This is a genomic window from Ensifer sp. PDNC004, assembly GCF_016919405.1.
Lineage (GTDB): Bacteria > Pseudomonadota > Alphaproteobacteria > Rhizobiales > Rhizobiaceae > Ensifer.
This window is the reverse complement of record NZ_CP070353.1, coordinates 3,953,318-3,975,554: the sequence shown is the minus strand read 5'-3', so window position 1 is coordinate 3,975,554 and position 22,237 is coordinate 3,953,318. Positions and strand designations below refer to the sequence as shown.

Below are 22,237 nucleotides of genomic sequence, written 5' to 3'. Positions count from 1 at the left end.
GTCAACGTTAAAACCGCGGCATTTCATCGACGCTGAAAAGGCGGCGAGAGGCAGCCATCGCCTCTTCGTCATCTCCATAGGGGCCGCGGCCATCCATGAAACCCATGTCTCTCTTGATATGATCTGGGAGCGCATTGACGTCGAGCGTCGGCTTGGCGGCAACAAGACCGCCGAACAGGCCGGCTACAAGCCGGGTGACCGGCTCGAACGAAAGAAATGGTTTTCTTTCAGTATGTTCGTAAGTGTCGCAAGTCATTTCAGCACCTGTTTCGTCTTGGGAAGTTGACTTGAAGGATGCCGTGAAGGAGGATCGAAATCCAATCGAACATCCGTCTGCGTGCATCAAGAGAACTTATCCATGAAGATGTCGAAGCAGTTTCCGCTGAATGCGCTCAGGGTCTTCGAAGCGGTCGCAAGGCTCGGCAGCTTCACCAAGGCCGGCGAAGAGCTGGGCATGACCCAGACGGCCGTCAGCTACCAGGTTAAGTTGATCGAGGAGAATGTCGGCGAGCCGCTGTTCCTGCGACGCCCGCGCCAGATCTCGCTGACGGAAGTCGGCCAGCGCATGGCGCCGCGCGTCACCGAAGCCTTCGAGATGCTGCAGGAAGCGGTTTCGAATGCCCGCGGCGATATCGACAGCGCGCTGTTGATCAGCTCGACCCCGACCTTCGCCTCGCAATGGCTCGCCCGCAATATCGGCAGCTTCCAGCTCGCCCATCCGAACATCGCCGTCCGGCTGACGACCAGCGACTCGCTCACCGATTTTACCCGCGAGCCGGCCGACCTCGCCATTCGCTCAGGCGCCGGCGTCTGGCCCGGCCTCGACACCCATCCGCTGATGCGGGTGGAATTCAGCCCGATGCTGAGCCCGGCGCTTGCCGCCACCATCGGCGGCGTGCACGAGCCGCGCGACCTCTTGAAGCTTCGCATCATCGATCCCGGTGACCCCTGGTGGCCGATGTGGTTCAAGGCCGCCGGCGTCAAGGATCCCGATCTCGAGGGACGGCCGCACAGCCGCCTCGGCGCGCAGTCCTTCGAGGCGCGCGCCGCCATCGCCGGCCAGGGCGTGGCGATCCTGACGCCGGAATTTTACCCCGATGACGTGGCGCTCGGCCGCCTCTACCAGCCCTTCGAACTGCGCTGCAGCGACGGCTGCGATTATTGGCTCGCCTATCCGCACGCCCGCCGTAACACGCCAAAAATCCGGATTTTCCGCGACTGGATCCTCGGCGAACTTTGCCCGCCGAACTTCCTGCAAGCAAATAGCGCTTGAGGAGCGCGTAAGCCCCTTTTCCCCTCCGCGGTTTATGCGCAAAGTGAGGCAACGGAGACAAAGGGGATCTGAATGTACGAGTTCGCCATCGCCTGGGAATGGCTGGCCTTTGCCGTGCGCTGGTTGCACGTCATCACCGCCATCGCCTGGATCGGCTCATCCTTCTATTTCATCGCGCTCGACCTGGGTCTGGTAAAGCGCGATCACCTGCCCGTCGGCGCCTATGGCGAGGAATGGCAGGTCCATGGCGGCGGCTTCTACCACATCCAGAAATACCTGGTGGCGCCGGCCTCGATGCCCGAGCATCTCACCTGGTTCAAATGGGAATCCTATGTGACATGGCTCTCGGGCTTCGCCATGCTCTGTGTCGTCTATTACGGCGGCGCCGATCTCTTCCTGATCGACCGGCACGTGCTCGACATCTCGGCAACCACCGCGATCCTGATTTCGCTCGCCTCACTCGGCATAGGCTGGCTGTTTTATGATCTGCTTTGCAAGTCGCCGATCGGCAAGAACACCTGGGGGCTGATGGCGCTGCTTTATGTGGCGCTCGTCGCCATGGCCTGGGGCTACACCCAGGTCTTCACCGGTCGTGCCGCCTTCCTGCATCTGGGCGCCTTCACCGCCACGATCATGTCGGCCAATGTGTTTTTCATCATCATCCCCAACCAGAAGATCGTCGTCGCCGACCTGATCGCCGGCCGCACGCCGGATCCGAAGCTCGGCGCTCAAGCCAAGCAGCGTTCGCTGCACAACAACTACCTGACGCTGCCCGTCATCTTCTTCATGCTGTCGAACCATTATCCGCTGGCGTTTGCCACGGCATTCAACTGGATCATCGCGGCACTGGTCTTCCTGATGGGCGTCACCATCCGACACTGGTTCAACACCACCCACGCCCGCAAGGGCCGGCCGACCTGGACATGGCTCGTCACGGCCCTCCTCTTCGTCCTGATCATGTGGCTCTCGACCGTGCCAAAGGTGCTGACCGGCGGTGAAAAGGCCGAGGTCGCGCCGGCCTTCACCCGCTTCGCCGCCAATGCCCACTTCCCGGCCGTCAAGGACACGGTCTCGACCCGCTGTTCCATGTGCCATGCCGCCGAGCCGGTTTATGAGGGCATCACCCAGGCGCCAAAGGGCGTGGTGCTGGAAAGCGACGCGGAGATTGCCGCCCATGCCCGCGAAATCTATATCCAGGCCGGGCGCAGCCACGCGATGCCGCCCGGCAACGTGACAGACATGACGACGGACGAGCGCCAACTGCTGGCAGCCTGGTTTGAAAGCGCCGTCGAGGAAGGCAAGACACAATGACGACCACCCTCATCCGCGGCCGACTGCTGAGCTTTCACCGCGCGCCGACGTCGATCGACGACAGCGCCGCCTACAGCTACGAAAGCGACGGCGCCCTACTGGTTGCGGGTGGGCGAATCCTAGCCAGCGGCTCCTATGCCGCGGTGAAGGCTGACGCTCCCGAAGAGGTGGCGGAAATCGACCACCGCCCGCACCTGATCGTGCCGGGCTTCATCGACACGCACCTGCATTTCCCGCAGATGCAGGTGATGGCGTCCTATGCCGCCAACTTGCTTGAATGGCTCAACACCTACACCTTCCCGGAGGAATGCCGGTTCGTCGAGTGCGCCCATGCGGAGCGCATCGCGACGCGCTTCTTCGACGAGATGGTGCGCCATGGCACGACGACGGCGACGGCCTATTGCTCGGTGCACAAGGCGTCCGCCGATGCCTTCTTTGCCGAGGCGCTCCGCCGCGACATGCGCATGATCGCCGGCAAGGTGATGATGGACCGCAACGCCCCGCAGGGCCTGCTCGACACGCCGCAGATGGGCTACGACGAAACCCGCGCGGTTATTCGCGACTGGCACGGCAAGGGCCGCAACCACGTCGCCATCACCCCGCGCTTTGCCATCACCTCGACGCCCGAGCAGATGGACGTCGCAAAATCGCTGGTGCACGAATTCCCCGACCTGCACGTGCAGACGCATCTTTCGGAAAACCGCGACGAGATCGCCTTTACCTGCGAACTCTATCCGGAAGCCAAGGATTACACCGACGTCTACGCCCGCTACGGCCTGCTGGGGCGCAAGAGCCTGTTCGGCCACTGCATCCATCTGTCGGAGCGCGAGGCGGACGTCATGAGCGAAACCGGCTCGGTCGCCGTCTTCTGCCCAACCTCCAATCTCTTTCTCGGCTCCGGCCTCTTCCCGCTGCGCGCGCTCAGCAGGCGTGACCGGCCGGTGCGCACCTCGGTCGCCTCCGACATCGGCGGCGGCACCAGCTATTCCATGCTGAAGACGCTCGACGAGGCCTACAAGATCCTGCAGTTGCAGGGCGAGCGGCTGAACCCCTTCGACAGCTTCTTCATGATGACCCGCGGCAATGCCGAGGCGCTGTCGCTGGTCGACAAGATCGGCACACTCGAAGCCGGCACCGATGCCGACTTCATCGTGCTCGACATGGCGGCAACGCCGGCCATGGCGCTGCGCGCTGAAGTGGTCAACTCTCTGTCAGACGAACTCTTCCTGCTGCAGACGATGGGCGACGACCGGTCGATCGTTGAAACTTACGTGGCCGGCAGGCCGGCGAAATCGGCGCTTGTCGCCGCCTGATCGACCTGACGCAGAGAGGTCAAGAAAATTGACCTCTCTGCGTTCTGGCTATTAACAAGCCTCCGGCAAACATGGTAATGGCTCGTTCAATCTCCGTTGGACGAAGGCCGTTCCCATGACGCAAATCCTCGAAATCAGCGATCTCAAGGCGCTCGCCAAGCGCCGGGTGCCAAAACTCTTCTTCGACTACGCCGACAGCGGCGCCTGGACCGAGGGCACCTATCGCGCCAACGAGGAGGATTTCGCCAAGGTAAAGCTGCGCCAGCGCGTGCTGGTCGATATGACCAACCGCTCGCTCGAAACGACGATGATCAGCCAGAAGGTGTCGATGCCCGTGGCGCTCGCCCCGACCGGCCTCACCGGCATGCAGCACGCCGACGGCGAGATGCTGGCCGCCCAGGCGGCGGAAGCCTTCGGCGTGCCCTTCACGCTCTCGACCATGAGCATCTGCTCGATCGAGGACGTCGCCTCAGTCACGACAAAACCCTTCTGGTTCCAGCTCTACGTCATGCGCGAACGCGACTTCGTGCTCAACCTCATCGACCGCGCCAAGGCGGCGAAGTGCTCGGCGCTGGTGCTGACGCTCGATCTGCAGATCCTCGGCCAGCGTCACAAGGATCTTCGCAACGGCCTCTCGGCACCGCCCAAGATGACGCCGAAGCACCTCTGGCAGATGGCCACACGTCCCGGCTGGTGCATGAAGATGCTCGGCACCAAGCGTCGCACCTTCCGTAACATCGTCGGCCACGCAAAAAGCGTCACCGATCTCTCCTCGCTCGGCGCCTGGACGGCGGAACAGTTCGATCCGCAGCTCTCCTGGAAGGATGTCGCCTGGATCAAGGAGCGCTGGGGCGGGCCGCTGATCCTCAAGGGCATTCTCGACCCGGAAGACGCCAAGATGGCAGCCGCCACCGGTGCCGACGCGATCATCGTCTCCAACCATGGCGGTCGGCAGCTCGACGGCGCCCACTCCTCGATCAGCATGCTGCCGCGCATCGTCGATGCTGTCGGCCACCAGATCGAGGTGCATGTCGATGGCGGCATCCGCTCTGGCCAGGACGTGCTGAAGGCTGTCGCCATGGGCGCCAAGGGCACCTACATCGGCCGCCCGTTCCTCTATGGCCTCGGCGCCATGGGCAAGGAGGGTGTGACCAAGGCGCTCGAAATCATCCGCAAGGAGATGGACATCACCATGGCCCTCTGCGGCAAGCGCGACATCAACGACGTCGATCGCAGCATCCTGGCGGAGTGAGACGGCGCATCTCCCACTCTCTTGTCATGCTCGGGCTCGACCCGAGCATCCAAAGCCGCAGGTGACGTATGGATCCTCGGGTCAAGCCCGAGGATGACCCTTTGAGAGGTCCAGCGCCTTAAGGCATGTGGCGTCTGGTGGACACCTCAGCTCCCCCGGTAGGTCGAGTACCCATAGGGCGAGAGCAGCAGCGGCACGTGGTAGTGGCTCGCCGGATCGGCGATGCCGAAGCGCAAGGGGATGCGGTCAAGGAAGGCCGGCTCCGGCAGTGTCACACCTGACCGGCGCAAATAGTCGCCCGCATGGAACACCAGCTCGTAATTGCCAGCCATGAAGCCGACGCCTTCGACCATGGGCCCGTCGACGCGGCCGTCGCTGTTGGTGTGGACGGTGCGGATCAGCTGCCGCTCCTCGCCTTCCAGCCAATAGAGATCGATGCGGAGACCCTCGGCCGGCTTGCCGAGTGCGGTGTCGAGAACATGGGTCGTCAGGCGGCCGGTGCTGCTCATCTCATCCTCCTTCATAAACGGGTACGAGAAGCGGACGAAAGAACCCGCTCTCTATGACGAAGGGTTCCTCATAGAAGAACTCCTCGAGATTGTTGCCCGGCCCTTCCCGATCGACGATGAGGAAATCGCTGACGGCGCCGATGGACATCAGCGGGTGATGCCAGACATTGCGGCCGTAGTTGACGCCCTGTCGGCCATTGGCCTGAAACACCCGCGGCGCACCCGGACGACCGCCTTCGTCTTCAGCGACGATGACCAGCCAGGGACGGTCGTCGAGCGGCGAAAAGCTCTGGCTGCCAAGCGGGTGCCGCTCCATCATCGTCACCGAATAGGGGAAAGCCCGCGGTTGGCCGCGGAAAATGTTGATGATGACGTTGGCGCCGTCGCCGACGACATCGGCGCGCGCAAGACCGTGGAAGCGTTCGGTATTGCCGCCGTTGATGTAGCGCATCGTTGCCGGATCGGCTTCGATGACGGTTCCGAACGGGGCGAAGGCGTCGCGTGTCAGCGGTTCGATCGTAAGCAGGCGCGACATTATGCGGAGACCTCGCAAGAAGACTTGGCGCTTGCGGATGTCCGATCCAGTTCGAGCGCCCTCCTCATGAGCGGGGACAGGCATCGAACGGTTTTGTCAGGCATTTTCGTCTCCAGGAAGCATCGACTGCAGGCGCAGGCGGGCGATTTTCTCGACCTGTGCGCAAGCGGTTTCAAATTCCTCTTCGGGCGAATTGTCAATGCGGCTTTCGAAGGAGGCAAGAATTTGCGCCTTGGTCAGCCCCTTCACCGCGATGATGAAGGGGAAGCCGAATTTCTTCGTGTAGACGTTGTTGAGCCCGGTGAAGCGCTGATGCTCCTCTGGCGTCAACCGGTCGAGGCCAGCGGATGCCTGTTCCGCCGTCGAGTCCGCCGTCAGCTTGCCGGCGATCGCCAGCTTGCCGGCAAGATCGGGGTGCGCCCGTAGCACCTGCATCTTCTCGCGCGGCAACGCCGTGCGAAAGGCCTGGCAGAGCGCCGAATGCACCGTGCCCGCCGTCAGCCCGGTCGCCGCGGCTCGGTCGTAGGCGCGTTCGGCAACCCAGGGCGAGTGCTCGAACACGCCACCGAAACGGGCAACGAAGGCATCACGGTCGGTCATCAGAGCGCCCCTTCCGGCTTGTGGTGCTGGTACCAGTGGTTGGCGATGTCGATACGACGCGGCACCCAGACCTTGTCGTGCGACATCACGTAGTCGATGAAACGGGCAAGAGCGGCGGCGCGGCCCGGGCGGCCGACGAGACGGCAGTGAAGCCCGATGTTCATCATCTTGGCGTCGCCCTGGCGACCTTCCTCGTAGAGCACGTCGAAGGTGTCCTTCAGATAGCTGAAGAACTGGTCGCCGCTGTTGAAGCCCTGTGGCGTCGCAAAGCGCATGTCGTTCGCATCGAGCGTATAGGGGATGATCAGGTGCGGCTTGTCGGGCGAAAGACCCGGCACCCAGTAGGGCAGCTCGTCGGCATAGCTGTCGCAGGAGTAGAGGAAGCCGCCCTCCTCCAGCACCAGCTTCAGCGTATTGGCCGAAGGCTTGCCCTGGTAGATGCCGAGCGGGCGCTCGCCGGTGAGTTCGGTGTGCAGGCGGACGACCTCGCGGATATGCTCGCGCTCGACCTCTTCCGGCACGTCCTTGTATTCCAGCCAGCGCAGACCGTGGCTGGCGATTTCCCAGCCGGCTTCCTTCATGGCCTCAACCGCTTCCGGATTGCGCGCCATGGCCTGCGTCACGCCATAAACGGTCAGCGGCACGTTACGGCTGGTGAACATGCGCCACAGCCGCCAGAAGCCGGAACGGGCGCCATATTCGTAGATCGATTCCATGTTGAGGTTGCGCTGACCAGCCCAGGGCTGTGCGCCGACGATCTCCGACAGCAGGCATTCGGACGCCGGGTCGCCATCGAGAATGCAGCTTTCGCCGCCCTCTTCGTAGTTCAGCACGAACTGCACGGCGATGCGCGCATCGCCCGGCCAGTTTGCCTTCGGCGGATTGCGGCCGTAGCCAACGAGGTCGCGCGGATACTTAGTCTCAGACATCAAATCACCCTTCGAATTTTTAGGAACGGTATCACCGCCGACCGGATTGTCGATACCGAAATGACGGGAAGCGGGGCAGCGGCAGCACCGTGGCCCTGACGGAAATCACCAGAAAAATTCCGTTCAGGCCGAGGTTGAGAGATTTTTCGAAACGGCGTTGAATGGATTGGCAAGGACAATGGCTCTGATCGAGATGAAATCCTACATTCAAGCGCTTCGCGAAAAAGTCGGTTCCGGCCTGCTTCTCTGCCCGTCGGTGGCGGCCTCCATTCTCGATCCCGATGGCCGGATCCTGTTGCAGGAGAAAGCAAGCGGCGAAGGTTGGAGCCTGCCGGCCGGCGCCATCGAACCGGGCGAAGCGCCTGTAGATGCGATCGTTCGCGAGGTCATGGAGGAAACCGGCTATCCGGTCTCGGTTGAGCGGATACTGGGCGTCTTCGGCGGAGAAGCGTTTCGCTACACCTACCCGAACGGCGACCACGTCGAATATGTGGTTACCCTCTATCGATGCCGGATCGTCGGTTCCCAGCAGCCGATCACCGATGGCGAAACGAAGTCGCTGCGCTACTTCGCGCCGGCGGACATGCCGCCCCTCGGTCTGCCCTATCCGAAAGCGCTGCTGTTTGCAGATCAGCCCGCGTGCGTTTCCGGTTAGCGCTGTGCCATCAGCGCCGCGACGATCAGCGGCAGCGGCCGGACCGCGCCTTGCGGCGCCAGCGACGGATCGGCGGCGGCGCGCTTCGCCCGCTCTGCGCGCGTGTTCATCGAGATCTTGCCGAGCGGGTGCTGCGAATGCACCCGCATGGGTGCGCCCGTCTCCTGCTCGACAAACAGCGCAAGGCTGCCGATCGAAAGCGGTTTTGATAGGCAGGGCTCGAACAGATCACGAAGTGGCGCCTCGACCCGCCGCATCGCGTCTGGTGCAAGCGGGCCGGTCAGCATCATGTGGAAGCGGTACTCGTCCATCACATGCGGATCGCCCCAACGGTGCAGGTTGGAAAACTGCGGCGCGGTCAGCCGGTCCGGATCGGAACGCTCGATCTCGTCTTCGCTGAGCGGCGCGCGGAAGGCATCGAACTCCTGGACGACGTTGGCCGCAAGCAGATGCATGGCCGTACTCGGCACCTGCGGCATCAGCCCGAAGCATCGACCGATGCGGGCAACCTCCAGGCGATCGATTTCGAACGGGGTCTGGGCGCCGGCAAAATGCATCAGCGCCTTCAGAAGCTTCGTTTCCATCATATCAGGATGCAGGCGGAACGGCGACATCATTACCGCGTGAAAGCCGAAGCGGCGGGGAACCGCCGTGTGATAGGCGACATCCGCGGCGCTCAAGCCCGCGACCGACGGCAATTCTGTGGGGTCGCCGGAATAGACGTTGCGCCCCAGCCAGCTTGCAGCGGTCGCGGAAAGCGGGTCGGCCATCGGCGGCGTAAAACAAATGGCATAGCGCATCGGCTGGCTCCGGGTATCCCTCAGCGCGGGATGAGCAAAAGCATGCGGTTTTCCGCCCTCACCCCGACTTGTCCAATGGCCGCGTCTTAGGTGATTTGCGTGACAGATTGACGAAGTTAGCCGGGGATGAGTGCAGCGCCGGACCGAACGTCGCCGTTGGTTTTTCGGAACCATCCGGCCGATCGCTCGTTCCCCAATGGTAGGAAAACAAGGATGGAGACGAAACGTGACCTATCACAATGCTAACCTTCAGGACGCCCGGATCAAGGAGACCCACGACCTGATCGCGAGCGACAAGGTTGAAGGCACGAGGGTCTACGGCCCCGACGAAAAACACATCGGCTCGATCGAGCGCGTGATCATCGAGAAGCGCAGCGGGCGCGTCGCCTATGCGGTGCTCGGCTTCGGCGGCTTTCTCGGCCTCGGCGAAGACCACTATCCACTGCCCTGGGCAAAGCTGACCTATGACGAGAAGCTGGGCGGCTATCGCACTGATGTGACTCGCGATCAGGTCGAAAACGCGCCGAAATATCACGGCACCGATGAATACGATTGGAACGCGGAAAACGGTCGCCGTGTCTACGACTACTACGGCGTGCCGCCCTACTGGATGTAATGCCTGACTTTCGATCTTTCGGGCCCCGCCGCCGGCGGGGCCTTTCGCATGTCCGGGGCTAAAGGCTTTTGTCGCGAAGTGCGGCTATGTGATTCCGACAGAAGAAAGAATCGGGAATACCGATCATCGGAGAACCGGCGATCTCGTCGACGACGAAACGTGCCAGCCGGTGGGCGATGCCGAAGCTCACCTTGAAGCCGCCGGTCAGGACCGAGACATTCGAATGGTCCGGATGCCGGCCGACCATCGGCTCGCGCCCCGTCGCCTTCGGACGCAACCCCGCCCATCGCTCCACCACCTCGGCACCCGCCAGCCGCGGTGCAAGCGCCACGGCGCGCCGAAGCAGTTCATCCAGCTGGGCGTCCGTCGACAGGGGATCGGCAAAACTGTTTTCGCTGGTGCTGCCGACCGCCACATGGCCGTCGTCATGGGCGATGACGTAGACGCCGTCGGCAAAGATCACCGGAAGCGCCGGGTCGATCTCCGCCCGCAGCAGTGCCGCCTGGCCCTTGACCGCCGTGCCGCTCGTTTCCGCCAGCGGCGCTGACACGTCGTCGATCAATTGAAAGCTGCCGACACCTGCTGCGATGATGCAATGCTCAAAACCGATCCGGGTGCCGTCGTCGAGCTCGGCCCGGCCGTGCGCCGGCTCGATCCGGCGCACGCCCCGGCGTTCGTCCACATGAGCGTTCGGTGCCTGCAGGAGTGCCGTGCGGAGGGCCGCAAGCAGGCGACGCGGCGAGACGCGCGCGGCGAGCGTATCGAAGACCATGCCGTGCGCTGCTGCCTCGGCGCCTGGCCAGCCCTCGGGCCCCTCGTCCTTCACGTGCCAGTGGAACTGCCTGTCGGCCGCCCGCCAGTGGCTCAGTGCATCCTGCTCGTGCCGAAGGGCGATATCGCGCAGATGAGGCTTGGCCAGCGGGATCAAGCGACCCGTCCGCCGATAGCCGGTCGACAGGCCCGTCTCCGCCTCGAGCGCCGCGATCTCTTCTTCGATCGTCACGAGGGCGTCGAACTGGAACCGCTTCTTGTCGTTCCAGCGATCGGGCATATGCGGCATGAGCGCGCCCAAAAGGCCACCGCTGGCGCCAGCGCCGATCGCCTGCTGCTCGACGAGCCGCACGGTCATGCCCCTGCGCGCGGCGCCAAGCGCGGCCCACAGCCCCATGATGCCGCCGCCGACGACCAAAAGCTCGCTCATCGATTGACCTTCTCCGGCCGGCGGATTATCGCCTTGGCCATGACAGGACCCGCAGACCCGATCGAGCCCCCGGCGCACCAGAACCTTGATTGGCACGAGGGCGATATGCCCTATTCCCGGGAGTTTGGCGATCACTTTTATTGCCGCACCGACGGGCGGCTGGAGTGCGGCCACGTCTTCCTATCGGGCAACGGCCTGCCCGACCGCTGGGTCGGCGCAGGCACCTTCCGCATCGGCGAACTCGGCTTCGGCACCGGCCTCAATTTCTGCGAAACCTGGCGTCAGTGGAAGATGACCGCGACCGCCGGCGACCGGCTGCGGTTCGTGTCCTTCGAACGTTTCCCGATGGCCGCAGAAGAGATTTCGCGCGCGCTTGGCCATTGGTCGGAGATCGACACGGAGCGCCAGGCACTGGCCTCGCGCTGGCCGGCCGCGCCCGATGGCGACGTCCGGATCGACTTCGGCGACGGCGTCAGCCTCACGGTCGTCTGTGGTCCGGCACTCGAGGGCGTCGCCCGCGCTGAACAACCGTTCGACGCCTGGTACCTCGACGGCTTTGCGCCGTCGCGCAATCCCGACATGTGGTCGGAGGATCTGATGCGGCTGGTCTTCGACAAGACCACGCCCGGCGGCAGTTTCGCCACCTATGCCGCTGCCGGTTTCGTCCGCCGCAATTTGCAGGCCGCGGGCTTTGCCGTCGAAAAGCGCAAAGGTTTTGCCGGCAAGCGCGAGATGCTGCGGGGCGACCGAGCCTAGCGCTCATCTCCGTTAAACGTGTCTTGAGCGATTACGCCATCCAGCTGCAGAAATGCGTCAGGGCAAGCGATTTACTCCACAAGAGAACTGAACTGTCGCAAATGGCGGGCCATCGCCGCCTCGAATCTGCGACACACTCCCCATCGGCAACACGGTGGGTCTTTCATGAACGACGATCAGTTTCCCGATGCAGCAACCGGCGACGCAGCCTCGACTCCGCTGGAGCGCCGACGCCGCCCGGGCGGGCGCAGTGCCGAGCGTGTGCGCAGATCCCCCGGCGGCAAATATCTCAATCTTGTCAATGCGCTGGCGAAATCCACCGTCCTTTCGGATGATGCGCTTGAATCGGTACATGAGGCATCGCTGACGATCCTCGAAGAGATCGGGATGGACGTCATCCTGCCGGAGGCGCGCGAGCGGATGAAGGCTGCCGGCGCCGACGTGACACCCGGCACCGACCGGGTGCGCTTCGACCGCGGCCTGATCATGGACATGATCGCCTCGGTACCGCCAACCTTCACCATGCATGCCCGCAACCCGGCCCGCAATGTCGCCATCGGCGGCAACAATCTCGTCTTCGCCCAGATCGCGAGCGCTCCCTTCGTCGCCGACCGCGACGGCGGCCGCCGCACCGGCAACCAGGAGGACTACCGCAAGCTCGTGAAGCTCGCGCAATCCTATGACATCGTCCACACGACCGGCGGCTATCCGGTCGAGCCGGTCGACATCCATGCCTCGGTGCGCCACCTCGATTGCCTCTCCGACATGGTGAAGCTCACCGACAAGGTGTTCCACGTCTATTCGCTCGGCAAGCAGCGCAACACCGACGGCATCGAGATCGCCCGCATCGGCCGCGGCATCTCGATGGAGCAGATGGAACGCGAGCCCTCGCTCTTCACCATCATCAACACCTCCTCGCCGCTCCGGCTCGACGGGCCGATGCTGCAGGGCATCATCGAGATGTCTTCGCGCAACCAGGTGGTCGTGGTCACGCCCTTCACGCTCGCCGGCGCGATGGCCCCGGTGACGATCGCCGGTGCGCTGGTGCAGCAGAACGCCGAGGCGCTCTGCGGCATCGCCTTCACCCAAATGGTCCGGCGCGGCGCGCCAGTCATGTATGGCGGCTTCACCTCCAACGTCGACATGAAGACCGGTGCGCCAGCCTTCGGCACGCCGGAATACATGAAGGCGGTGGTCGCCGGCGGCCAGCTCGCTCGCCGCTACAACATCCCCTACCGCACCTCGAACACCAACGCCGCCAATACGCTGGACGCTCAAGCGGCTTACGAATCCGCCATGTCGCTCTGGGCGTTGACGCAAGGGGGCGGCAACTTCGTCATGCACGCCGCCGGTTGGACCGAAGGCGGGCTCACGGCCTCCTTCGAGAAATTCATCCTCGACGTCGACATGCTGCAGATGGTGGCGGAATACCTGACCCCGCTCGATGTCAGCGAGGATGCGCTCGGGCTCGACGCCGTGCGCGATGTCGGTCCCGGCGGCCATTACTTCGGCACGCTGCACACGCTGCAACGCTACGAGACCGCCTTTTATTCACCGATCCTGTCGGACTGGCGCAACTTCGAAACCTGGACCGAAGCCGGGCGACCGACAACCTACGACCATGCCAACCGGATCTTCAAACAGAAGCTCAACGAATATGAGCGCCCGCCGCTCGATCCCGCGATCGAGGAGGAACTCGATGCCTTCGTCGCCAAGCGCAAGGCGGAAGGCGGCGTCCCGACCGATTTCTGACGGGACGCCTTGGATGTACCGGAAAACGTTACGAAGCCCGGCTGCGGCCGAGCTTTAAGGGAACACTGCGGCCCGTGCCGTTGCGATCAGTTGTTCGGTGGTGGCAGCCACGCAATTGCGGTCGATCTCGGCGACTGTCCGTTCGCGGACATGGGCGGAAAGCTGCTTGCGCAGATCGCCAAGCGTCCGGGGTGCCGCACAGATCACCAGGCTGTCGAAGGCCTGGTTGGCGGCATAACTTTCGAGCCTTCCGGCCACATCAGCAACAAAGCGCTGCTGCTCCTCACGAACGGGATCGCTCTTGTATTCCATGGCCGAGCGCCCGTGTCCGACGGACGAATGCGACCGACCGGGCTTGTCCGCCATGATGTCCTGAACGCGCTTCGGTTCGGTGTGAAAGGTCTCCTCCTCCGGCCGCTGGCGCTCTTCCTTCAACAGGTTCACGCCCTTGACGATGCGCGCGGTGTTGCCATCCGCGGCCAGTATCCAAGTCCGGTTCTGCACGATTGTCTCCCAGTGAAAGGTGTGGATCGCGAAGGGTCATGAAGACCCTGTAAAGGAAACGAACGAGGCGCGATCCGGTTCCATCGGAAGGTGGCGACGATGCTGATAGTTTCGCCGGGTGCGCCGATCACATCCGCGCGATATAGGCTTCGAAGCTGCGCTCCGGCATCACCTCGTAGCGTTCGCGCTGGACGTGAAGCGCGCTGATCCTGTCGACCCGGAAATCGCGGAAATCCGACCTCAGTTCGCACCAGCCCGTCAGCAGCCAGAAATGCCCGAAGACGCTGAGACCGAGCGGCCAGATGATGCGCTCGGAATGTTCGTCCTTGAGGCTGTCATAGACCAGGCGAAGCTTGCGGCGCCCGGCGATCGCCAGGCGGATCTCGCCGAGCAGCGCCGGCGGTTCCGGCTGGAGCGACGAGCGGAAGGCGCGAAGCGGTGCTGCCGTCAGCCGCTGTCGATGTTCGGGCGGCAGACCATGGGCGATTTTCTCCATCGCCTCGCGCGCCGCCTGGGCGAGCCTTCCGTCGCCGAGCATCTGCACCGCTCGCGCGCCGAAGGCGAGCGCTTCCAGCTGCTCGAAGGTAAAGGCAAGCGGCGGCGCATCGAACGCGCCGCGCAGGAGATAGCCGACGCCGCGTTCGCCGTCGATCGGCGCGCCTGAGGCGATCAGGTGCTCCATGTCGCGATAGATGGTGCGCTGGGCGACCTCCATCTTCTCGGCGATCTCGCGCGCCGTCATCACCCGGCCGCTCGCGCGCAGGAGCTGGATGATGCGAAACAGCCGGTCGGCGGGTCTCATGTCTGGCCTCCCAACGGCAAGACGCCGTTGACGTATCAAAGGGCTACCGCGTGCCTGGCTCGCCCACAAGCACGCCGCCGTCGGTAATGGCCATAAGGCTGTCAGTTGCCCTGTGTTAAATCAAGCGGCAACTCACAGGGAGCATCCTCATGACCAGCGATCACATCCTCGAACTTGCCGTCTGCATCGTCACCGACAGGCCGGCCGCGACGGCCACGCGCCAGCGCGCCATGCAGGCGGTTTCACGCTATCCGGGCTTCGTCTCCTGGCGCGCGGTCGATTCCTGCGAGACTTCGGGCATGTTCGCCGACCTCGTTGAATGGGAAACGCTGGAGGCTGCGAAATCGGCCGGCGAGCGCGTCCGGGTCGACCCTGAGTTCGCACCTTACGCAGCGACCATCAGCGCGGTAATGCTAGTCCAGCATTTTAGCGGCGGCCAGAGGATCTGACCGGCCCGGAACGAGACGAACAAAGGACTGCCGCGCGATGGCCGAACCACTGAAGAACCTGCTGCACCCCGGTGTCGTCGTCGCCATCGCCGATGCGCTCGGACATAATGCGGGAACCTTCGATCGCAGGAAGTTCATGGCGCTTGCGGGCGACGGCCTGGAGGCGCTGGAGCTGATGCAGCGCTCGCTGCAGATCCGCGACGCGCTCGCCGAGACGCTGCCGCAGGCATTTCCGGAGGCTGCCGCCATCCTCGACGCCTGCCTTCCCCGTGACGACGCCGAGGGCATCAGCGGCTGGTCGCTACTGCCCGTCAGCCAATACGTCGCCTTGCGCGGCCTCGACGAGTTCGACCTTTCGCTATCGCTGCTGCGCGCGCTGACGCCGCATTTCACAGCCGAGTTCGGCATCCGTGTCTTCATCGATCGCGACCAGGAGCGCGCCCTTGCGACGATCCGCGGCTGGACGAAGGACCCCAACCATCACGTCCGTCGATTGGCGAGCGAAGGCACCCGCCCGCGCCTGCCCTGGGCGATGCGGCTGCCGCAGCTCATTCGCGATCCGCAGCCGATCCTGCCGATCCTGACCGCCCTCCTCGACGACCCCGAGGACTATGTGCGCCGCTCGGTTGCCAACAGCCTCAACGACATCGCCAAGGACCATCCGGACCTGGTGGCCGCTTTCGTCGCCGAACATATCGGCGACGCATCGCCGGAGCGCCGCCAGCTTCTCCGCCACGCCTCACGCACGCTCTTGAAGCAGGGCCACGTGGACGCGCTCGGCAATTTCGGTTTTGCGCCCCCGGCCGGCATCAATGCCCGCTTTTCGCTCGATCGTTCGGACATCGTGCTCGGCGAAAGCCTCGGCCTGCGTCTGGCCGTCAGCCATGACGCCGAGACGAGCCAGAAAGTGATGATCGACTACGCCGTGCACCACCGCAAGGCAAACGGCGCAACCTCGCCGAAGGTGTTCAAGTGGACGTCGGCGACGCTTGCCCCCGGCGCCTCGATCGAGATCGAGAAACGCCATGCGATCCGGCCGATCACCACCCGCCGTTATTACCCCGGCACCCACCGGATCGTCATCCTCGTCAACGGCCAGGAAGCGGCGGAAGCGGGCTTCGATCTCGCGCTTGAGTAGATCTCATTTCGCACCTGCGAAAAGATGGACCTTGACTTTTTCGTCCAAACCAACGACATGGTGCCCAGCGTCACCTTCCGGCCGCCGCGTGAGCGCGCCCTCGGCAGACATAGAAAGCCGTGAAGAAGGATAGCGCACATATCACCGCAATAGGCGGCACAGCACAGGCGCTTGACGACTTAATTCAACCCACAAGTTCCCAATTCACGCGGGGTTCTTGACGCCGAACGACACCGGAACAGCAAGAACGCGGTTCCGGCGAATGCGTTTGGCGCCCCCAAAAGGTATATGCATTTGTCCACCTTTAAAGATCTCGGCCTCTCCGAGCACATTCTGGAAACCCTGTCTGCCAACGGCTTCGAAAAGCCGACCCCGATCCAGGCTCAGGCGATCCCGCTGGTGCTGAAGGGCAACGATCTCATCGGTCTCGCCCAGACCGGCACCGGCAAGACGGCCGCCTTCGGCCTGCCGATGATCGAGAAGCTCGTTGCCGAAGGCAAGCGCCCCGATCCGCGCAACATTCGCGCCCTGGTTCTGGCGCCGACCCGCGAACTGGTCAACCAGATCGCCGCCAACCTCAAGCTGTTCGTCAAGAAGTCGCCGCTGAAGATCGGCGTCGTCGTCGGCGGCGTCTCGATCAACAAGCAGACCGAACAACTCGCCCGCGGCGTCGACATCCTGGTCGCAACGCCGGGCCGCCTGCTCGACCTCGTCGCCCGCAAGGCGGTGACGCTGACGCAGGGCCGCTACCTGGTGCTCGACGAAGCCGACCAGATGCTCGACCTCGGCTTCATCCACGACCTGCGCAAGATCTCCAAGCTGGTGCCGAAGAACCGCCAGACGCTGCTCTTCTCGGCCACCATGCCGAAGCAGATCGCCGAGCTTGCTGGCGAGTACCTGACCAACCCGGTCAAGGTCGAAGTCACGCCTCCGGGCAAGGCTGCCGACAAGGTCGAACAATACGTTCACTTCGTTCCCGGCAAGGACCTGAAGACGACCATCCTCAAGAAGACGCTGACAGAGAACCCGGACGGCCTGTCGCTGATCTTCAGCCGCACCAAGCACGGCGCCGAGAAGCTGATGAAGCATCTCGACCACGTCGGCTTCAAGGCCGCCTCGATCCACGGCAACAAGAGCCAGGGCCAGCGCGAGCGCGCGCTCAAGGCCTTCCGTGACGGCGAGATCCGTGTGCTGGTCGCGACCGACGTCGCCGCCCGCGGCATCGATATCCCCGGCGTTACCCACGTTTACAACTACGACCTGCCGGAAGTGCCGGATGCCTATGTTCACCGCATCGGCCGCACCGCGCGCGCCGGCCGCGACGGCATCGCCATCGCCTTCTGCGCGCCGGACGAAATCCGCCTGCTGCGCGACATCGAGAAGCTGATGGGCATCAACATTGCCGTTGCCAGCGGCGAGGCTCCCGCCGACCAGGCGCGTCCGGCCAAGGGCCGCGGCGGCCGAGGCAACAACGGCGCCGGCCACCGCAAGGGCAATGGCGGCGGTCATCACCAGAACGGCGGCCGTCCGCCGCGTCGCGAGCGCCCGGCCGGCGAGCCGGTTGCAGCCACCAGCGGCTTTACCGGCGACGACCTTTTGCGCGACGAGCGCCGCCCGCAGCGCCAGGAGCGCCGCGATCACGGCCATCCGCAGACCGACGGCCGTGGCGAAGGCAACCGCAACCACGAAGGCAAGAAGCACCACGGACGTCCCGGCCAGAAGCAGGGCGACCGTCGTGACCGCAACCAGGGCGGCCGCAACGAAAACCGTGGCGGTGGCGAGCGTCGCGAAGGCGGCCAGGGCCAGCGTCGGGGCAATGGCGGCAATCGCGGCCACCAGGGCTGACCGAGGCGCGCCGCGCCGATCAGGCACGCAAAGCCATCGTAGTACTTAGCAATATGAACGGCGGGTCGCTTCGGCCCGCCGTTTTCGTTTTGGGCTGTTCGCCTGTCGCCATCGCAAAACCGCTGCACGCGCTCGCACGTCGTGCGTCACGCCTGCTTGCGGTTGGTCAGATAGACGCCGGCAACGGCAATGATGGTGCCGATGACCATCGGCAGCGTCAGCGCTTCGCCGAAGAAGAGCCACGCCTGCACGGCGGCGAGCGGCGGCACGAGATAGATCAGCGACGCTGCGCGCGACACCTGCCCGCGACGGATCAGATAAAGCAGCAGCGCGATCGCCCCCATCGAGAGCCCGAGAACCGACCAGGCAAGCGCCAGAACCACCTGGAGGTTCCAGGTCACGTGCAGGTCTTCCAGCATCAGCGCCAACGGGATCGTCACGATCAGCGCGCCGAGATATTGCAGCGCTGCGATGGTGCGGATGTCGCCGCTCTGCAGATGGCGCTTCTGGTAGAGCGTGCCATAGGTGACAGCGCCCATGCCGAGCACGTTGATGATCACAGGCAGAAAGTGTATCGGCGTCGCACCCGTGTCGATCGCCAGCACCTTCGGCAGGACGGCAAGAGCAATGCCGAAGAAGCCGAGCACCAGCCCAAGCTTCTGCTGCACGCTCAGCCGTTCGTCGATGACGAAGGCTGCGGCGACCGCGGTCATGAGCGGCTGAAGGCCGGCGATGATGCCGGAAATGCCGGCCGGCACGCCTTCGCCAATCGCCCACCAGACCGACCCGAGATAGAGCCCGTGAAGGAACATGCCGGACAGGATCGCATGACCGGCCATTTTCCAGGACTTCGGCCACTGCGCGCCGGTGACGACGCAGAAGAGGATGAAGAGCGCGATCGCCAGCGTGTAGCGCAACACGAGAAAGGTCAGCGGATCTGCGTAGACCGCAGCGTATTTCGCCACGACCCAGCCGGTGGACCAGAGCAGAACGAAGATGGCGGGAGCCAGACGGGCGAGCATGGTGAGCCTATCGGAATGACGGCGGCAGGCGGAAAGCATGAGCCGCCCTCGCTGAAGCGCGCCTGGCCGCCGTAACGCTTTGATCTGCCGCTGATTTCGCGCTCAAATCCTCTGATTTAAGCACTCATGCAAGTATCCGCGCCGGTATTGATGGTCAAAGCAATTTTTCTGATGGGAAGCATCAGCCAATCGGAACCATCAGCCTGAGCGAGGATAGCGACAGCGAGACGAAACCGGGATCGTACTCCTCGCGATAGTGCAGCAAGGCGGTATCGATCGCATGGCCTTCGGCCGCGATCCAGTCGAACATTCTCTGGTAATGGGCAAAGACGTCGCCGCTGTCAGGGTGATGCAGGGCCGTAACGAAGCGCATGGCCGGCAGGTCGACATGGCCGGGGTGCACGGTCGTCTCGGCCTTGTCGGAGACATAGCCGACGAGATAGCGAAAGCCATCCGGACGATCGTTCCAGGAGATGCCGACCAATGCCGTATGGTCGCCGGGATGAAGATGCTGGTGATGCCCCTGCATTTCGGCGATCAGCCGGCGCACGGCGCCATCGGCCGCCTCGACGAAGGTTCCCTCCCAGAACGACCCGGAAATGCGCTGTGCGGATCTCTCGACGATTTCGAACGCCATGGTCACCTCTTTGAACGGGCAATCCCGCAAACATTGGCAGGCTTTCGCCGCCATCGCAGGAGAGAAACGGACCTGCTCTCAAAGCAGTTCCACGAAGGCGCGTGCCGCGCGGCTGAACTGCCTCTCGCGATGGGTCAAAAGCTCGAAGCTGCGCTCGGCCAGTTCGAACGGCAGTTCCACCAGCCGGCCGCTATCGACGAAGGGTTGTGCGGCAAGCCGGGAAACGGCTGTGACGAACGGACCGCTTTCGACCGCCGTCAGCACCGCCTCGTTCGAGGGCAGCTCAAGCTCGATCCTGAGCCGATCGACGTCTGCTCCATGATCATTCATCGATTGCAGGAACATTGCCCGCGTGCCGGAGCCTTCCTCGCGCAGCACCCAGCGCGCAGACAGCAGCATTTCCAGATTGACCGCGGCACCGACGAACGCGTGGCCAGGCGCGGCATAGACGGCGATGCGATCGACGGCGACGCGGCGATGGTCGAGCTTGGCGCCATCCACGCGCCCCTCGACGAAGCCGAGCTGCGCCGTCCCCTCCTCCACCGCCTCGGCGACGACAGCCGTGTTGCGCACGGTGAGCTTCACGTCGACCTGGGGATAGTCGTGGGTGAAGCGGGCAAGCCGCGACGGCAGCCAATAGCTCGCAACCGTCTGGCTCGCCGCAATCGACAGTTCGCCACGGCGAAGCTCGGAGAGATCGCGAAGGCAGGCGGTGGCCGCGGCTGCCCGGGCAAGCACCGCTTTTGCCTCCGGCAGGAAGATCTTGCCGGCATCGGTCAGCGTCAGGCCGCGGCCAACGCGATCGAACAACCGGACATCGTGCTGGGTTTCAAGCGCTGCGATCGCCGCACTTGCGGCCGACTGCGTGACGTTCATCGCCTCGGCGGCTTTGGTCATGTGCAGCCGCTCGGCGACCGCGACGAAGATTTTAAGCTGATCGAGTGTCATGGTAGATCAATCTCAAAAATCGATCAGAATGACAAGAATAATCCGTTAGACTGATTCATGGATGAGCGTAGGTTGCGCCCATGTCCAGATCGCATCCCCCATTTCGCTCCCATTTTTCCTCAACCGCCTCCCGCCTGACGTGCATTCTCCCGGGCCTTTTCCTCAGCTGTCTCGTCGCCCTTGCGGCCATCGGCCTCGAATGGATCGAGCGGCGCTGGACCGGCCGCGCCTGGCTGGAAGCCCTCGTTCTCGCGATCCTTCTCGGCGCTATCGTCCGCACCCTCTGGACGCCCGGCGCGCGCTTCCTTTCCGGCATTCACTTCTCGGCGAAGATCCTGCTGGAGACGGCGATCGTGCTGATCGGCGCGATGCTGAGCTTCGACGCGATCGCCAAAAGCGGGCCGACCTTGCTCGTCACCATCGTCGTGATGGTCCTCCTGTCAATTTCCACCGGTTACGTGATCGCGCGATTGCTTGGCCTGCCGAAACGTCTGGCGACTTTGATTGCCTGTGGCAACGCCATCTGCGGCAACTCGGCGATCGCGGCCGTCGCACCGGCAATCGGCGCCCGCGGCGAGGAGGTCGCAGCCGCAATCTCCTTTACCGCCATCCTCGGCATCGCCGTCGTCCTGTCGCTGCCCTTCATCGGCGGCTGGCTCGGCATGACGCCCGAGGGCTACGGCGTCTTTGCCGGCATGACCGTCTATGCCGTGCCACAAGTCCTGGCCGCCGCCAGCCCCTTCAGCCCGCTCTCGGTCCAGGTCGGCACGCTCGTCAAGCTCGTGCGCGTGCTGATGCTCGGCCCCGTCGTCTTCTGCTTCTCGCTGATCGGCAGCCGCGATGAGGAGGCGGAATGCAAAGCGCCCGGACAACGGAAGTCGCGCCTCGCCACGATCCTCCACTTCGTTCCCTGGTTCATCCTGGGTTTCGTGGCTGTCGCCATCGCCCGCAACAGTGGCGCAATCTCCGACACGCTCGCGACCGACGCCGTGACGGTCTCCACCTGGCTGACCGTCATCGCCATGGCCGCCCTCGGCCTTGAGGTCGACATCCGCGCGCTTGCCCATTGCGGGCCGCGTGCAAGCGCTGCCGCCACGCTGTCGCTGCTGGTGCTCTGTGTTCTTGCGGTGCTCGCCATCGTCTGCCTGGGTCTCGGCTAGCTTCGGCGCCCGCGTCCAAATTTAGAGCACGTGCATATTTCTTGCCCACCCGGTCGCAACCGCTTTCGGCGACCGGATGCGGCTGCCTTGCCGTTGTGCAGATTTTCCCGCGAACGGGCGCTTCTGGCGGGGTCAACTTTCTTTTCGGGCGACTGAGCACGCTTCTTGCATTGCAACCAGCCTTGTACTCAAATGGTCAAAAATAAGGGGACCACGCCTTTGGCATTTGA

The 22,237-nt window shown here is 63.8% G+C and carries 24 protein-coding genes; 12 read left to right on the top strand and 12 right to left on the bottom strand.

The window, feature by feature from the left end; all coding sequences use genetic code 11:
• Nucleotides 1-7: 7 nt before the first annotated feature.
• Entirely contained in the window at nt 8-346 is a 339-nt protein-coding gene (locus tag JVX98_RS27415) for a hypothetical protein (protein ID WP_156134259.1), read from the bottom strand.
• A 12-nt stretch (nt 347-358) separates the two neighbouring features.
• Between JVX98_RS27415 and JVX98_RS27410 the strand changes: the two genes are divergently transcribed.
• From JVX98_RS27410 to JVX98_RS27395, 4 genes are all read left to right on the top strand, one after another.
• Nucleotides 359-1,273, top strand: a complete 915-nt coding sequence (locus tag JVX98_RS27410; protein ID WP_192446966.1) for a LysR substrate-binding domain-containing protein — start codon at nt 359-361, stop codon at nt 1,271-1,273.
• A 72-nt stretch (nt 1,274-1,345) separates the two neighbouring features.
• Nucleotides 1,346-2,584 carry a urate hydroxylase PuuD gene (puuD, locus tag JVX98_RS27405; RefSeq protein ID WP_192446967.1) on the top strand — a complete coding sequence of 413 codons (1,239 nt, stop codon included), beginning with the start codon at nt 1,346-1,348 and terminating at the stop codon, nt 2,582-2,584.
• Entirely contained in the window at nt 2,581-3,897 is a 1,317-nt protein-coding gene (gene guaD / locus JVX98_RS27400; protein ID WP_205238099.1) for a guanine deaminase, read from the top strand. The genes puuD and guaD overlap by 4 nt, the downstream gene beginning before the upstream one ends.
• A 115-nt stretch (nt 3,898-4,012) precedes the next feature.
• Nucleotides 4,013-5,149 carry an alpha-hydroxy acid oxidase gene (locus JVX98_RS27395; RefSeq protein WP_205238098.1) on the top strand — a complete coding sequence of 379 codons (1,137 nt, stop codon included), beginning with the start codon at nt 4,013-4,015 and terminating at the stop codon, nt 5,147-5,149.
• Nucleotides 5,150-5,295: 146 nt separating this feature from the next.
• Here the strand turns inward: JVX98_RS27395 and uraH are convergent, their stop codons facing one another.
• The 4 genes from uraH to puuE all read right to left on the bottom strand — a co-directional run bounded on the left by uraH (nt 5,296) and on the right by puuE (nt 7,722).
• Nucleotides 5,296-5,658 carry a hydroxyisourate hydrolase gene (gene uraH / locus JVX98_RS27390; protein ID WP_205238097.1) on the bottom strand — a complete coding sequence of 121 codons (363 nt, stop codon included), beginning with the start codon at nt 5,656-5,658 and terminating at the stop codon, nt 5,296-5,298.
• Between the two features lies 1 nt (nt 5,659).
• On the bottom strand, nt 5,660-6,193 hold the full coding sequence (locus tag JVX98_RS27385) for an ureidoglycolate lyase (protein WP_192446971.1): 534 nt from the start codon (nt 6,191-6,193) through the stop codon (nt 5,660-5,662).
• A gap of 96 nt (nt 6,194-6,289) precedes the next feature.
• Nucleotides 6,290-6,793 carry a 2-oxo-4-hydroxy-4-carboxy-5-ureidoimidazoline decarboxylase gene (gene uraD / locus JVX98_RS27380; RefSeq protein ID WP_205238096.1) on the bottom strand — a complete coding sequence of 168 codons (504 nt, stop codon included), beginning with the start codon at nt 6,791-6,793 and terminating at the stop codon, nt 6,290-6,292.
• On the bottom strand, nt 6,793-7,722 hold the full coding sequence (gene puuE, locus JVX98_RS27375) for an allantoinase PuuE (RefSeq protein ID WP_205238095.1): 930 nt from the start codon (nt 7,720-7,722) through the stop codon (nt 6,793-6,795). Before puuE ends, uraD begins: the two co-directional genes overlap by 1 nt.
• Before the next feature lie 178 nt (nt 7,723-7,900).
• Between puuE and JVX98_RS27370 the strand changes: the two genes are divergently transcribed.
• Complete coding sequence (locus tag JVX98_RS27370) at nt 7,901-8,377, top strand: NUDIX domain-containing protein (RefSeq protein ID WP_246764964.1); 477 nt, start codon at nt 7,901-7,903, stop codon at nt 8,375-8,377.
• On the opposite strand, the gene JVX98_RS27365 is transcribed toward JVX98_RS27370, so the two are convergent.
• The gene (locus JVX98_RS27365; protein WP_205238094.1) at nt 8,374-9,177 is read right to left on the bottom strand and encodes a DUF1045 domain-containing protein; all 804 of its coding nucleotides are present in this window, start codon (nt 9,175-9,177) and stop codon (nt 8,374-8,376) included. The genes JVX98_RS27370 and JVX98_RS27365 overlap by 4 nt on opposite strands.
• Before the next feature lie 226 nt (nt 9,178-9,403).
• Between JVX98_RS27365 and JVX98_RS27360 the strand changes: the two genes are divergently transcribed.
• The gene (locus tag JVX98_RS27360) at nt 9,404-9,793 is read left to right on the top strand and encodes a PRC-barrel domain-containing protein (RefSeq protein WP_246764963.1); all 390 of its coding nucleotides are present in this window, start codon (nt 9,404-9,406) and stop codon (nt 9,791-9,793) included.
• Nucleotides 9,794-9,851: 58 nt separating this feature from the next.
• On the opposite strand, the gene JVX98_RS27355 is transcribed toward JVX98_RS27360, so the two are convergent.
• Nucleotides 9,852-10,994: an FAD-binding oxidoreductase gene (locus JVX98_RS27355; protein ID WP_205238093.1), complete on the bottom strand. Its 1,143-nt coding sequence runs from the start codon at nt 10,992-10,994 to the stop codon at nt 9,852-9,854.
• A 39-nt stretch (nt 10,995-11,033) separates the two neighbouring features.
• On the opposite strand from JVX98_RS27355, the gene mnmD reads away from it, so the two are divergent.
• On the top strand, nt 11,034-11,750 hold the full coding sequence (gene mnmD / locus JVX98_RS27350; protein ID WP_205238092.1) for a tRNA (5-methylaminomethyl-2-thiouridine)(34)-methyltransferase MnmD: 717 nt from the start codon (nt 11,034-11,036) through the stop codon (nt 11,748-11,750).
• Nucleotides 11,751-11,915: 165 nt separating this feature from the next.
• Nucleotides 11,916-13,502, top strand: coding sequence for a trimethylamine methyltransferase family protein (locus JVX98_RS27345; RefSeq protein WP_205238091.1), 1,587 nt, complete (start codon nt 11,916-11,918; stop codon nt 13,500-13,502).
• A gap of 54 nt (nt 13,503-13,556) precedes the next feature.
• Here the strand turns inward: JVX98_RS27345 and JVX98_RS27340 are convergent, their stop codons facing one another.
• Together JVX98_RS27340 and JVX98_RS27335 are read right to left on the bottom strand one after the other, a co-directional pair.
• Complete coding sequence (locus JVX98_RS27340; protein WP_043623693.1) at nt 13,557-14,006, bottom strand: host attachment protein; 450 nt, start codon at nt 14,004-14,006, stop codon at nt 13,557-13,559.
• 127 nt (nt 14,007-14,133) lie between these two features.
• Nucleotides 14,134-14,808 carry a YafY family protein gene (locus JVX98_RS27335; protein ID WP_205238090.1) on the bottom strand — a complete coding sequence of 225 codons (675 nt, stop codon included), beginning with the start codon at nt 14,806-14,808 and terminating at the stop codon, nt 14,134-14,136.
• 149 nt (nt 14,809-14,957) lie between these two features.
• Between JVX98_RS27335 and JVX98_RS27330 the strand changes: the two genes are divergently transcribed.
• The 3 genes from JVX98_RS27330 to JVX98_RS27320 all read left to right on the top strand — a co-directional run bounded on the left by JVX98_RS27330 (nt 14,958) and on the right by JVX98_RS27320 (nt 18,240).
• Nucleotides 14,958-15,257 (top strand): hypothetical protein, encoded by a 300-nt coding sequence (locus JVX98_RS27330; RefSeq protein ID WP_043623699.1) that lies wholly within the window; start codon nt 14,958-14,960, stop codon nt 15,255-15,257.
• 37 nt (nt 15,258-15,294) lie between these two features.
• Entirely contained in the window at nt 15,295-16,395 is a 1,101-nt protein-coding gene (locus JVX98_RS27325) for a DNA alkylation repair protein (protein ID WP_205238089.1), read from the top strand.
• 294 nt (nt 16,396-16,689) lie between these two features.
• On the top strand, nt 16,690-18,240 hold the full coding sequence (locus tag JVX98_RS27320; RefSeq protein ID WP_192446980.1) for a DEAD/DEAH box helicase: 1,551 nt from the start codon (nt 16,690-16,692) through the stop codon (nt 18,238-18,240).
• Between the two features lie 146 nt (nt 18,241-18,386).
• On the opposite strand, the gene JVX98_RS27315 is transcribed toward JVX98_RS27320, so the two are convergent.
• From JVX98_RS27315 to JVX98_RS27305, 3 genes are all read right to left on the bottom strand, one after another.
• Nucleotides 18,387-19,262 (bottom strand): DMT family transporter, encoded by an 876-nt coding sequence (locus tag JVX98_RS27315; RefSeq protein WP_043623328.1) that lies wholly within the window; start codon nt 19,260-19,262, stop codon nt 18,387-18,389.
• Nucleotides 19,263-19,443: 181 nt separating this feature from the next.
• Nucleotides 19,444-19,899 carry a GyrI-like domain-containing protein gene (locus JVX98_RS27310; protein WP_246764962.1) on the bottom strand — a complete coding sequence of 152 codons (456 nt, stop codon included), beginning with the start codon at nt 19,897-19,899 and terminating at the stop codon, nt 19,444-19,446.
• A 78-nt stretch (nt 19,900-19,977) separates the two neighbouring features.
• Nucleotides 19,978-20,847: a LysR family transcriptional regulator gene (locus JVX98_RS27305; RefSeq protein WP_205238088.1), complete on the bottom strand. Its 870-nt coding sequence runs from the start codon at nt 20,845-20,847 to the stop codon at nt 19,978-19,980.
• Nucleotides 20,848-20,927: 80 nt separating this feature from the next.
• Between JVX98_RS27305 and JVX98_RS27300 the strand changes: the two genes are divergently transcribed.
• A complete protein-coding gene (locus tag JVX98_RS27300; protein ID WP_205238087.1) occupies nt 20,928-22,007 on the top strand; it encodes a YeiH family protein in 1,080 nt (359 codons plus the stop codon).
• The last annotated feature ends 230 nt before the right edge of the window (nt 22,008-22,237 follow it).